Source organism: Microbacterium sp. 2216-1 (assembly GCF_046507855.1).
Classification (GTDB): domain Bacteria; phylum Actinomycetota; class Actinomycetes; order Actinomycetales; family Microbacteriaceae; genus Microbacterium; species Microbacterium esteraromaticum_C.
Genome location: NZ_JBKFTM010000001.1, coordinates 1,059,370 through 1,072,358, shown reverse-complemented (window position 1 = coordinate 1,072,358; position 12,989 = coordinate 1,059,370). Strand labels below are relative to the sequence as shown.

The 12,989-nt window shown below is 69.2% G+C and carries 9 protein-coding genes; 1 reads left to right on the top strand and 8 read right to left on the bottom strand.

The genetic code is table 11. The features are described 5' to 3' along the window. Window positions 1-13: 13 nt before the first annotated feature. The 6 genes from ilvN to ACLD0U_RS04890 are packed head-to-tail and all read right to left on the bottom strand — an operon-like array spanning window position 14 to window position 7,579. Window positions 14-523 carry an acetolactate synthase small subunit gene (gene ilvN / locus ACLD0U_RS04915; RefSeq protein WP_179411050.1) on the bottom strand — a complete coding sequence of 170 codons (510 nt, stop codon included), beginning with the start codon at window positions 521-523 and terminating at the stop codon, window positions 14-16. Window positions 524-526: 3 nt separating this feature from the next. Beyond that, on the bottom strand, window positions 527-2,329 hold the full coding sequence (locus ACLD0U_RS04910) for an acetolactate synthase large subunit (protein ID WP_179411051.1): 1,803 nt from the start codon (window positions 2,327-2,329) through the stop codon (window positions 527-529). 59 nt (window positions 2,330-2,388) lie between these two features. Continuing rightward, window positions 2,389-4,122 carry a dihydroxy-acid dehydratase gene (gene ilvD, locus ACLD0U_RS04905; protein ID WP_179411052.1) on the bottom strand — a complete coding sequence of 578 codons (1,734 nt, stop codon included), beginning with the start codon at window positions 4,120-4,122 and terminating at the stop codon, window positions 2,389-2,391. Window positions 4,123-4,131: 9 nt separating this feature from the next. Then, entirely contained in the window at window positions 4,132-4,929 is a 798-nt protein-coding gene (gene otsB / locus ACLD0U_RS04900) for a trehalose-phosphatase (RefSeq protein WP_410339988.1), read from the bottom strand. After that, a complete protein-coding gene (locus ACLD0U_RS04895; RefSeq protein WP_222445762.1) occupies window positions 4,926-6,347 on the bottom strand; it encodes a trehalose-6-phosphate synthase in 1,422 nt (473 codons plus the stop codon). The genes otsB and ACLD0U_RS04895 overlap by 4 nt, the downstream gene beginning before the upstream one ends. 47 nt (window positions 6,348-6,394) lie before the next feature. After that, window positions 6,395-7,579, bottom strand: a complete 1,185-nt coding sequence (locus ACLD0U_RS04890) for an MFS transporter (RefSeq protein WP_242519417.1) — start codon at window positions 7,577-7,579, stop codon at window positions 6,395-6,397. A gap of 231 nt (window positions 7,580-7,810) precedes the next feature. On the opposite strand from ACLD0U_RS04890, the gene ACLD0U_RS04885 reads away from it, so the two are divergent. Beyond that, the gene (locus ACLD0U_RS04885) at window positions 7,811-10,435 is read left to right on the top strand and encodes an AMP-binding protein (protein ID WP_179411056.1); all 2,625 of its coding nucleotides are present in this window, start codon (window positions 7,811-7,813) and stop codon (window positions 10,433-10,435) included. Here ACLD0U_RS04885 and ACLD0U_RS04880 read toward each other — a convergent pair. Then, window positions 10,389-11,453 carry an ABC transporter ATP-binding protein gene (locus ACLD0U_RS04880; RefSeq protein WP_206823682.1) on the bottom strand — a complete coding sequence of 355 codons (1,065 nt, stop codon included), beginning with the start codon at window positions 11,451-11,453 and terminating at the stop codon, window positions 10,389-10,391. The genes ACLD0U_RS04885 and ACLD0U_RS04880 overlap by 47 nt on opposite strands. Then, window positions 11,450-12,967, bottom strand: coding sequence for an ABC transporter permease (locus ACLD0U_RS04875; protein ID WP_410339987.1), 1,518 nt, complete (start codon window positions 12,965-12,967; stop codon window positions 11,450-11,452). Before ACLD0U_RS04875 ends, ACLD0U_RS04880 begins: the two co-directional genes overlap by 4 nt. Between the last annotated feature and the right edge of the window lie 22 nt (window positions 12,968-12,989).

Below are 12,989 nucleotides of genomic sequence, written 5' to 3'. Positions count from 1 at the left end.
CTGAGTCGGTTGTCTAGCCGCGCAGGACGCGCTCGGTGATGCTCTTGCTTCCGCGGCCGATGGCCAGAAGGCCGGACTGCGCCAGTTCCTTGATGCCGAACGGCTCGAGCGCCCGCAGCAGTGCCTGCACCTTGCCCTTGTCGCCGGTGACCTCGATCACCACGGCGTCGGGTGCGTAGTCGACGACCGAGGCGCGGAAGAGGTTGACGACCTCGAGAACGTTGGAGCGGGTGTTGTTGTCGGTGCGCACCTTCACGAGCATGTGCTCGCGCTGCACCGACGACGACTGCTCCAGCTCGACGATCTTGATCACGTTCACGAGCTTGTTCAACTGCTTCGTGACCTGCTCCAGCGGCAGTGCGTCGACATCCACGACGACGGTGATGCGCGAGATGCCGGGCACCTCGGTCACGCCCACCGCGAGGGACTCGATGTTGAACCCGCGACGGGCGAACAGGCCCGCCACCCGGGTCAGCAGACCAGGCGTGTCCTCGACCAGGAGGCTCAGCACGTGTGTCGACATGGCTCAGATCTCCTCATCGAAGGCGGGGGCGTGATCACGGGCGTACTGCACGTAGCTGTTGCTGACGCCCTGCGGCACCATCGGCCAGACCATGGCGTCGGCGCTCACCACGAAGTCGATGACGACGGGGCGGTCGTTGGTCTCCAGTGCGGTCTGGATGGCGGCATCCACGTCCTCCTCCTTCTCAACGCGCAACGCGAGGCAGCCGTACGCCTCGGCGAGCTTGACGAAGTCGGGGATGCGCACCGTGCCGTGGCCGGTGTTCAGGTCGGTGTTCGAGTGCCGACCGTCGTAGAACAGCGTCTGCCACTGCCGCACCATGCCCAGGGACGAGTTGTTGATGATCGCGACCTTGATCGGGATGTTGTTGATGACGCAGGTCGCCAGCTCCTGGTTGGTCATCTGGAAACACCCGTCGCCGTCGATCGCCCACACGACACGATCCGGCTCGGCGACCTTTGCCCCCATGGCGGCCGGCACCGAGTAGCCCATCGTGCCCGCGCCGCCCGAGTTGAGCCACGAGTTCGGGCGCTCGTACTTGATGAACTGCGCCGCCCACATCTGGTGCTGGCCGACGCCCGCCGCGTAGATCGCGTCCGGCCCGGTCAGCTCGCCGATGCGCTGGATCACGTGCTGAGGCGCCAGCAGACCATCATCCGTCGACGCGTAGCCGAGGGGGAACTCAGCCTTCAGCCCATCGAGATACGACCACCACTCCTCGGTGTCGGGACGGCTGCCCGAGATCGCACCGCGGAAAGCGGTGTCGAGGTCGACCAGCACGTCACGCACGTCGCCGACGATGGGCACATCCGCCGTGCGGATCTTCGAGATCTCGGCCGGGTCGATGTCGACGTGCACGACCTGGGCATTCGGCGCGAACAGCGACGCCTTGCCGGTGACGCGGTCGTCGAAGCGGGCACCGAGCGACACGATCAGATCGGACTCCTGCAGCGCCAGCACGGCAGGAACCGTGCCATGCATGCCGGGCATGCCCAGGTGCTGCGGGTGCGAGTCAGGGAAAGCACCCCGCGCCATCAGCGTGGTGACCACGGGGGCCCCCGTCGACTCGGCGAGCACACGCAGCTCGGCTGCGGCGCCACCGCGGATCACACCGCCGCCGACGTACAGCACCGGCTTCTTCGCGTCGGCGAGCAGCCGGGCCGCGGCCTGGATCTGCTTGCCGTGCGCCTTGGTGACCGGGCGGTAGCCGGGCAGATCGATCTTGGGCGGCCAGATGAAGGGGGCGACCGTCTGCTGAGCGTCCTTCGTGATATCGACCAGCACCGGACCAGGACGGCCCGTCGAGGCGATCTCGAACGCCGCCGCGATCGCACCCGGGATGTCTTCGGCACGCCGCACCAGGAACGAGTGCTTCGTGACGGGCATCGTGATCCCCACGATGTCGGCTTCCTGGAAGGCGTCGGTTCCCATCAGCGTCGAGAACACCTGGCCGGTGATCGCGACCAGCGGCACCGAGTCCATGTAGGCGTCGGCGATCGCCGTGACGAGGTTCGTCGCGCCGGGGCCCGATGTCGCGATGCACACGCCCACCTTGCCGGTGGCCGCGGCATACCCCTCGGCCGCGTGTCCGGCACCCTGCTCGTGGCGCACAAGCACGTGCCGCAGGCCCGAGGCGTCCATCAGCGGGTCGTAGACCGGCATGATGGCGCCGCCGGGAATGCCGAACACGTCGGTCACGCCGAGCTTCTCGAGCGAGCGGACAACCGCCTCAGCACCGGAGATCTCGGGCGCCGAGGCAGCGCGTGCGGGTGGCCGGGGCACGGCCGGAGCGGAATCAGCAGTCATGTCATTCCTTGTGATCGATATGCCCGAAGAGCGGTTGCGTCCCTGAACTCGTCGCAGGGTCAACCGGTCGTCGCGCCCTCCGCTGCGGAGCGCACGAGACGGGAGTACTTGGCGAGGACGCCACGGGTATAGCGCGGGGGTAGGGGCTCCCAGCCAGAGCGGCGGGAGCTCAACTCGTCCTCCTCGACGAGTAGCTCGAGGGAGCGAGCCGCGATATCGACCCGTATCAGATCACCATCGCGCACGAAGGCGATGGGACCAGCGTCCACCGCTTCGGGTGCTATGTGGCCGATGCACAGGCCGGTTGTGCCGCCTGAGAATCGTCCGTCCGTCAAGAGTAGTACATCTTTTCCGAGGCCCGCGCCCTTGATGGCTCCGGTGATGGCGAGCATCTCGCGCATACCCGGCCCACCCTTGGGTCCCTCGTAGCGGATGACCACCACGTCACCGGCGCTGATCTCGCCGGCCGCCAGCGCATCCATGGCCGCGCGCTCGCGCTCGAACACGCGGGCGGGCCCCTCGAACACGTCGGCGTCGAAGCCGGCTGACTTCACCACGGCACCTTCGGGAGCCATCGAGCCGTGCAGGATCGTGATGCCACCCGAGGCGTGGATCGGGTTGTCGAACGTGTGGATGACGTCACCGTCGACGGGGTCGGGGTTCAGGTCGCGCAGGTTCTCGGCGACCGTCTTGCCGGTGACGGTCAGTGCGTCGCCGTGGATGAGGCCCTCGTCGAGCATGGCCTTCATCACGACGGGGATGCCACCGTGACGGTCGACGTCGTTCATGACGTACTTGCCGAAGGGCTTCATGTCGGCGATGTGCGGCGTCTTGTCACCGATGCGGTTGAAGTCGTGCAGGGTCAGGTCGACGCCCGCCTCGCGGGCGATCGCCAGAAGGTGCAGCACGACGTTGGTCGATCCGCCCAGTGCCATCGCCAGGGCGACGGCGTTCTCGAACGACTCCTTGGTGAGGATGTCCTTGGTGGTGATGCCCTGGCGCAGCAGTTCGACGACGGCCTCACCCGAGCGGTGCGCGAAGTAGTCGCGGCGGCGGTCGGCCGAGGGCGGCGCCGCCGAGCCCGGCAGGCTCAGTCCGAGTGCCTCGGCGACGGATGCCATCGTGTTGGCCGTGTACATGCCGCCGCAGGCGCCTTCGCCGGGCGCGAAGGCGCATTCGATGCGCTTGAGGTCCTCTTCGGTCATGCGACCCGCTCGACAGGCACCAACGCCCTCGAACGAGTCGATGATCGTGATCTCTTTCTCGGTGCCGTCCGAGAGCTTGACCCAGCCGGGTGCGATCGACCCGGCGTACAGGAAGACGCTCGACAGGCCGAGGCGGGCGCTGGCCATGAGCATGCCGGGGATGGACTTGTCGCAGCCGGCGAGCAGCACGCTGCCGTCGAGGCGCTCGGCCATCATCACCGTCTCGACGGAGTCGGCGATGACCTCGCGCGAGACGAGCGAGAAGTGCATGCCCTCGTGCCCCATCGAGATGCCGTCCGACACCGAGATGGTGCCGAACTGCAGCGGGTAACCGCCACCCGAGTGCACGCCTTCTTTGGCGCCCTGTGCGAGCCGGTCAAGGCTCAGGTTGCAGGGGGTGATCTCGTTCCAGCTCGAGGCGATGCCGATCTGGGGCTTGTCCCAGTCGGCGTCGCCCATGCCGACGGCACGGAGCATGCCTCGCGAGGTGGTCGCCTCGATGCCGTCGGTCACGACGCGGCTGCGGGGCTTGATGTCGATGTCAGAGGTGGCGCCGGGCGCGCCGGTGTGAGCTTCGGGGGTGGCCATGACGGCAGTCTATTCCCGACTGGCGCCCCGCTCGGTCGCGATGACGCGCAGAAGCTCCGCGATCTGCTGCGGAGACTCCACCCGAAGGGTTGCTGCGCTCGGTCCGGCGCCGACCCGAACGCCCAGATCACCCGTCTGCAGCACCTGCAGCGCATCCTCGTCGGTGACGTCGTCACCGGCGAACAGCACCCCCGTCGCACCGGTGTGCGCGCGCAGCACGCCGATGGCGGCGTCCTTCCCCTCGTCGCGCGACGAGAACTCGAGGATCCGATCGCCGGTGCGGCGTCGCCAGTGCGGCGCGCGGCGTGCGAGCACCTCATCCGCCTGTGAGAACGCCGCGCGCTCGACGGTGGGCTCGGCGGGGCGTCCGTGGATGCCGATGCCGAAGGTCTTGGTCTCCAGCGCGACTCCTGCGTATTGAGCCATCAGCGGCGCGAGCTCGTCGAGCAGCGCGTCGCGCAACGCGGTCTCGTCGGCGGTCGGCACGATGTCCTGCTCGCCCTCGCCGGGGTACCAGTACTGCGCGCCGTGGGATCCGGCGAGCACGACCGGCGAGTCGTCGAGGTGTTCGGCGATCTCGCGCAGGTGCGCGAGGCTTCGGCCTGAGACGAACGCCACCGTGGTGTGCGGCAGTGCCGTCAGGCGCGCGATGGCATCCGATACCTCGGGAACGGCGCGGGCCGACATCGGTTCGTGCACCAGCTCGGATGCCGTGCCGTCGAAGTCCAGAGCGACCAGCAGCCGCGGGGTGCGCGCGATCGCGACGACGTCCGGGTCGGTCGAAGCAGGGTCCCAGGTGCGCGTCATCGGCTCGCCGCCGCTCCGTCGCGCTCGCGCGAGGCCTCGTCCAGGGCCGACAGGAACGACTGCGACCAGGCGCTGACGTCGTGCTCGAGCACGCGCCTGCGCAGCGAGCGCATGCGCTTGGACTGTTCAGAGCGCGGCATCTCGATCGCGGTCATGATCGCGTCCTTCAGCCCCTCGATGTCATGCGGATTGACGCGCACCGCCTGGCGCAGCTCGTCGGCAGCCCCGGTGAACTCACTGAGCACGAGAACGCCCCGATTGTCGCCGCGTGTGGCGATGTACTCCTTGGCCACCAGGTTCATGCCGTCGCGCAACGCCGTGACGAGCATGACGTCGGCCGCCAGGTACATCGCGACCATCTCCTCGCGCGGATACCCCTGGTGCAGGTAGCGGATGGCGGTGTGGCCGAGAGTGTCGTGGTCTCCGTTGATGCGGCCGATGGCGAGCTCGACCTCGTCGCGAAGGTGCATGTACGCGTCGACACGTTCACGGCTGGGACTGGCGACCTGGATGAACGCCGCGTCCTCGACCGAGATATGGCCCTGATCGAGCAGTTCGCCGTATGCCTTGATGCGATGGCGGATGCCCTTGGTGTAGTCGAGCCGGTCAACACCGAGCAGAATGCGCTTCGGGTTCCCCAGTCCCTCGCGGATCTCCTGCGCGCGCGCCTGGATGTCGGGCCGTGCTGCGAGCTCGCGGTACGGGGTGGTGTCGATCGAGATCGGGAAGGCCTTGACCAACGGGCGACGCCCATCGGGCAGTGCGATCGTCGTGGCCTTGGTCTCGTAGCCCAGTCTGCGCTTGGCCGCCGCGAGAAAGTTGGTGGCATCCTGCGCGCGCTGGAAACCGATCACGTCGGCACCCAGCAGGCCGCGCAGCACTTGGTCGCGCCACGGCAGCTGTGCGTACAACCCGTGGGCCGGGAACGGAATGTGGTGGAAGTAGCCGATCGTGACGTCGGGTCGCAGGTTGCGCACCATCTCGGGAACGAGCTGCAGCTGATAGTCGTGCACCCAGACGGTACCGCCCTTCGACACCGCCGTCGCGGCGGCCTCGGCGAAGCGCAGGTTCACCGACACGTACGCCTCCCACCACTCCCGGTGGTACTGGGGCGGGGCGATCACATCGTGGTACAGGGGCCAGATGGTGTCGTTCGAGAAACCTTCGTAGTACTGCTCGACCTCGTCAGCGCTCAGCCGCACCGGCAGCAGCCGGATGCCGTCGGCGGTGAACGGTGAGATGTCGAGGTCGGGCTGACCGGCCCAGCCGACCCAGGCACCGTCGACACTGCGCATCATCGGCTCGAGCGCCGCGACCAGACCGCCCGGGGAGGTGCGCCAGATCTCGTCGCCGTCGGGGGTCAGAATCCGATCCACGGGCAGACGGTTGGCTACGACGACGAACTCTGCGGTGGTCACTGGGCGACTCCTCTGCTCGGAGCCTCCAGGCTACCCAGTGCCGCCGATCAGCGTCGGATCGGTGTCATGAAGCGATTCGCGATACCCGCGGCCAGGACGATCGACGACGCCACCAACGGCATCATCAGCGCCGCCTGCGTGCCGACGGACTCAGCGAGCTCGCCCGTCACGGCCGACGCCAGGGCCTGCCCGACCACGACCCCCGAGCCGAGCATGGTCATGACGGTCGCAGAGCGTCCGAGAGGGCTGCGCGAGGCGCCGAGACTGTACTGCGTGACCAGGGTCGGCCCGACGCCGATCCCCAGCAACGCGAGCGCGAGCGTCATCATGCCCACGCTCGACGCGGTGACGACCAGCGCCGACCCGGCGAGCAGGATGCCACCGAAGACGAGCCATCTCGCGGCCAGGGTGAACCGTGCCGGTAGCCACGCGACCCCCAGGGCGAGGATGGCCGAGCCGATGCCCATCACGCCATAGAGCAAGCCGGCCTGCTCGGGCGCACCGCGGTCGGCCATGAACGCGGTCAAAGCGGTCAGCGTCGATCCGAAGAACAGCCCGACGCCGAAGATCCCGACCACGACCGTCAGCAGTGCCGGGTGGAACAGTTCCGACACGGCGGATGGCGCCGCTCCCCCCGGCGTCCGCGTCGCCGACACATGCCGGCCGGTCGGGTGCAGGGCGAACGCTCCCACGAACACGAGCGTCAGCACTGCGGCGAGCACGATCGGCGCCCACGGTGCGATGAACGAAGCCAGGATGCCGACGAGGAACGGCCCGAAGACGAAGACCGTCTCATCCGCCGCTGACTCGTACGACATCGTCGCCGAGGTGGTTCGGGCGCGGCGCGCCTCGGGCATCCGCTCGTCGATGATGGTGACCAGGCGCGAACGCGACATCGGCGACACCTGCGGGGCGCTCGCGCCGATCGCGAAGCCGGCGGCGAGCACCGCGACGTCGGTGGCGGGGCTGTAGACCACCAGCGCGAACACCGCGAGCATGGCGGAGTTGACGACGGCCGCTGCCACCAGCACCGGTCGCTGACCATACCGGTCAGCCGCAGCGCCCAGAAACGGACCGATCAGCGCGGTACCCGCGCCGACCGCCGCCGACGACAGGCCACCGAGCGACAGCGATCCGCGGGCGGTGACCACCATCGTGAGCACGCCGACCACCATCATCGCGAAAGGCAGTCGGGCCACGAAGGCGATGAGGAAGTATGGCCAGCCTGCCATCGTGAACAGGCTCGGTGACGTCGTAGGAGATGTCTGTGTCATGGCTCTCGCGCGTCGAGGACGCGGGTCGGGTGCCGCCGATTTCCGCCGGGATGCCGACGGCCGGTAGATACACAGGTGAAGGCGCGGAGGCGCCGTACAGAAGTGTAGTCGAGCCGACCGATATTAACCTGAAGGCCAGGATAGGTTAGGCTCACCTAGCCCCACCCGATGCAAGAAGAAGCGACACCCGTGAGCACCGCCTCCCCCACCACCGTCGTCGACCTGCTCCGCGGCCACCCGACGGCCACCGCCGTGTGCACGGACGACGGCGATCTCACCTACGCAGAACTCGCCAACCTGGTCGGCGCCGCACGCGAAGCGCTCGGCACGACACGACGACTCGTGCTCGTCAAGGGCGCGAACACAGTGTCCGCGCTCACCGCGTACCTGGGTGCTCTCGCCGGCGGCCACCCGGTGCTGCTGGCCCCCGGTGGCGACGATGAATCGGCCGTGCGCACGCGGCAGACGCTCATCGAGCGTTTCGACCCGGACATCCTCACCGGCGACGGGACGATCATCGAGCGCAGGCCGGGCACCGCGCACACCCTGCACGAAGATCTCGCGCTCCTCACCAGCACATCCGGTTCCACGGGCTCGCCGAAGCTCGTCCGCATCTCAGCCGACGCTCTGCTGTCCAACGCCGCCGCGATCGCCGAGTACCTGCGACTCGAGCACGACGACCGCGCGATCACCACCCTCCCGATGCACTACTGCTACGGACTGTCGGTCATCAACAGTCACCTGCTCGCCGGAGGCAGCCTGGTGCTCTCGGACCTCTCCGTCACCGACGAGCGATTCTGGCCACGCGCAGCGCAGACGAGCATCACCGGTCTCGCCGGCGTGCCCTACACATTCGATCTGATCGACGCCGTCGGCGGTACCGAAAGGCTGCCCCGCAGCATCCGCTATCTGACGCAGGCCGGCGGGCGTCTGCCCGCCGAGCGCGTGCGCGCGCTCGCCCGGGCCGGACGCGCGCAGGGCTTCGAGTTCTTCAGCATGTACGGGCAGACCGAGGCAACGGCCCGGATGTCGTACGTGCCGTCCGAGGACGCCGAACGGGCAGCGGGCTCGATCGGCCGACCGATCCCCGGCGGATCATTCCGTATCGACGCCCACGACGGCGAGTCGGGTGAACTGGTGTACTCCGGCCCGAACGTCATGCTCGGCTACGCCGAACAACCTGCCGACCTCGCGCTGGGTCGGTCGGTGCACGAGCTGCGCACCGGCGATCTCGCGCGATGGCGACCGGATGGCTATGTCGAGATCGTCGGCCGGATGAACCGCTTCGTGAAGGTCTTCGGGCTGCGCGTGGATCTCGACGCCGTACAGAGTCACCTCGACGACGTCGGGATTCCGTCGCGCGCTGCGGCCGACGGCGAGGAACTGCTCGTCTTCGTCCGACACGGTCGCGACGCGACCCGAGCGCGCGACGAGGTGTCACAGCGTGTCGGTCTGCCCGCGACGGCGGTGACCGTGCACGTCGTGGACGCGTTCCCGGTGACCTCATCGGGCAAGCCTGACAATGCTGCGCTCGTCGCGCACCACCGCGCCGAGCGCGCCGCCGCGCCGTCGTCGGAGGCGCGCTCGGCTGAGGAGATCACTCCCGCTCGCGTGCGCGACGTCCTCGCCGTGTGCACGGGCAGAGCGGATGCCACGATCGACGACAGCTTCGCCGGGCTCAGCGGCGACTCCTTGAGCTACGTCGAGGCCGCCGTGCGCCTGGAGGATCTGCTCGGTCCGCTCCCCCGCGACTGGCCGTCGCGATCAGGCACCGAGCTCGCCGCCCTCGGCGCGACGGGCCGCGCACCCGGCACGGATGCTGCCCGCGTGGCAGACTCCGCCCAGGGCGGCCCCACTGCGCAAGAGGCGACGCCCCGCCGCGCCATCGCCGCGCTCGAGACGCCCGTGCTTCTGCGCGCGATCGCGATCGTCCTGGTCGTGGGCACGCACGCGGACCTGTTCCTCGGCGACGGCTTCTCGCTCAAGGGCGGCGCTCATCTGCTGCTCGTGGTCGCCGGGTACAACCTCGCCCGGTTCGCACTGTCACCGTCGGCACGGGACCGCCCGCGCCGACTGCTCACCGCGGTGGCGCAGATCGCTGTCCCGGCCGTGCTGTGGATCGGCGCCGTCGGACTGCTCAGTGGCAAGTACGACCCGACGACCGCCCTGCTCGTGAACAACGCCGTGCCCGCGGACGGCCTGTGGAACGAACAGTGGCAGTTCTGGTTCCTCGAGGCGGTGGTGTGGACCATGCTGCTGCTCTCAGCGGCCTTCGCGATACCGGCCGTCGATCGGCTCGAACGTCGAACCCCCTGGGCCTTCGCGCTGGGTGCTCTCTTCGTGACCGTCGCCGTGCGCTTCGCACTGCTCGGCCTGGACCCCGCTCAGCACGTGGAACGATATGCCATCGCCACCGTGCTCTGGTGCATCGCGCTCGGGGCCGTCATCGCGCGTGCCGACAGCACACGCCGGCGCGCTCTGGCGACGGTGATCGCGGTCGCCCTCATCCCCGGGTTCTTCGGCGATCCACTGCGCGAGGCCATCGTGGCCCTCGGTGTGCTCGCGCTGATCTGGGTGCCGGCCGTACCGGTGCCGACCGCGGTGCGTCCCGTGCTCACCACACTCGCCTCGGCCTCGCTGTTCATCTACCTCACCCACTGGGTGGTGTACCCGCCGTTCGAGCTGACCGCGCCCGCGGTCGGGACGGTCCTCTCCCTCGCGGTCGGTGTCGTCGTCTGGGCCCTGTACCGCCGCGCGCAGCGCGCCGTCAGCGCGCGGGATAGAGCACAGCGCCACCGCCGACGCGCAGGGTGATGACGTCGCCGTCGTTGGTCTCGGCAGCGCGGTGCGTAGGCACCTGCAACCAGACGCGGGTGCGGTCCTCCCCCATGATGTCGACACGCAGCTCCGTGCGGGCGCCGACGGCGCGCCGTGCCGTGATCGTCGCCGAGCCCGCGATGGTCCCCTCGGCGCCGGTCGCGTCAGAGACCATCTCCAGCTGGCTGGGGCGCACCATGGCGAGGATCTCGGGGGCACCTGCCGACAGATCATGCCGCACGGACACCGTTCCGAGCGCGCACGTGATCGTGCCGGAATTCTCCCTGCGCGCGCGCAGGTACAGCGCGTCTCCGAGGAAGTCCGCCGTGGCCCGATCGGCCGGCGCATCGAACACGGCCCCGGGCTCACCGTGCTGAGCGAGTCTGCCCGCCGTGACCACACCGATAAGGTTCCCGAACGACAGCGCTTCGTCCTGATCGTGGGTGACCAGCACCGTAGTCACCCGGGCGTGCTCGAGGATGTCGATCGTCGCCTCACGCGTCTGCGCGCGCAGGCCCGCATCGAGGGCGCTGAACGGCTCGTCCAGCAGCAGCACGCCGGGCGCGGGCGCGAGCGCTCGGGCCAGTGCCACCCGCTGCTGTTGACCGCCCGACAGCTCGTGCGGACGGCGATCGGCGAGTTCCGGCGCCAGCGAGGTGAGCTCCATCATCTCGCGCACCCGCTGCGCCCGCCCCGGTCCACGCGACAGGCCGAAGGCGATGTTGGCGGCCACCGTGAGGTGCGGAAAGAGCGCACCGTCCTGCGGCACGTATCCGATGCCTCGGCGGTGGGCGGGCACCGAGGTGCGGGGGTCGGCGAGCAGCGTGTCACCGAGCACGATGCTGCCTCTGTCGGGCCGCTCGAATCCGGCGATCAGCCGCAACAGCGTGCTCTTGCCGCTGCCGGATGCTCCCACGAGTGCCATCCGCGCACCGTCCGGTACGGCGAAGTCGACGTCTCGGAGTACCTCGGTCGCACCGAAGGACTTGCCCACACGTTCGAGTCGAAGAGTCATGCACGCCCCGTCGCTTCAGAGAACATCAGATGCACGGCCGGTACCGACAGTGCGATCAGCGTCAGCGCGTAGGGAGCGGCCGACACGTAGTCGAGGGCTGAGGCTGCCGACCAGAACCCGGTCGCAACGGTCTCGGTGCCGATCGGCGCGAGGAGCAGCGTGGCCGTCAGCTCGTTCGAGGCGCCGAGCGCCACCAGCGCCGCTCCGCTGGCGGCGGCGGGCACGAGCAACGGCACGGTGACGCGCAGGCGGGCCCGCCAGGGCGGGACGCCCAACGAACGGGCTGACTCTTCCCAGGCGGGCGAGATCTGGGCGAGCCCGGCGCGCAACGGCACGAGTAGCCGCGGCAGGAACAGGATCGCGTACGCCACGATCACGGTGACGGCCGTTTGGTACAGCATCGGGGCGACCGTGAGTGTGACCCCCACCAGTGCCAGCGCCACGATGATTGCAGGAAAGCTCCCGGCGACATAGAAGGCGCCCTCCAGCGTGCCGCTGATCCGTCCGCGGTGACGTACCGCCAGCCAAACGACAGGCAGTGCCACGAGCAGGCACACCAGCGCTCCACCCACCGATAGCAGCACCGTCTGGCCGGCCGCGGGCACGACCGACGTCCAGTCGTCGAGTCCGCTGCTCAGCGACCATCGCAGCACCGAAGACAGCGGGACGAGCACCGCTGCACTGAGGAAGACGAGCAGGGCGAGCACCGCCGGCGCGGTCCAGCGACCGAGGTCCGCGCGTCCGCCGGGGCGGGATGCGGCGCTGCGCGACAGCCGCGACGTGCCCCGCAGGCGGTTCTCACCGATCACGAGCAGAAGGCACAGAGCGGCAAGCACTACTCCGAGGGCGGCCGCGAGAGCACCGCCGAAGTTCGCACGGTAGGCGTCCATGATCGCGGTGGTGAACGTGCCGAACTCGAGGAACGCGAACGCGCCGTACTCCGCGAGGAGGTGCAGTCCGACCACGAGGCCACCGCCGATGGCGGCCATCCTCAGCTGTGGCAGCACCACACGCGCGAACACCCGCCATGGACCGAGCCCGAGCGAGCGAGCGCTCTCTTCGAGCGCAGGGTCAAGGCCGCGCAGGGCCGCGACCGCCGGCAGGTACACCAGCGGTGAGTACGCGCAGGCGGCGATCAGCACCGCACCGCCGAGCCCGCCCAGCCAGGGGGCGACGCTCGCCCAGCCGTAGCTGGTCACGAACGCGGGGATCGCCAAGGGCGCCGCCAACGCGATCGCGAAGAACCGGCGCAGCGGCAACGACGTTCGCTCGACCAGCCATGCCCCGCCGATGCCCACGACGAGCGTGGCGGCCACTCCCAGAACCACGAGCAGCACCGTGTTGACGGTCAGCTCGGCGACTTTCGGGCGCACGAGCAGCTCGACCAGTCGAGGAAGGCCCGTCTGGATCGACGACACGACCACATAACCGACGGGGATCAGTGCGATCGCAGCGGCCGCGGCGACGCCGATTGCCAGCATCCAGGGGTACGACCGTGCGCCGCGCGGACGCACTGTACCCGCCTGGCGCTCGGCT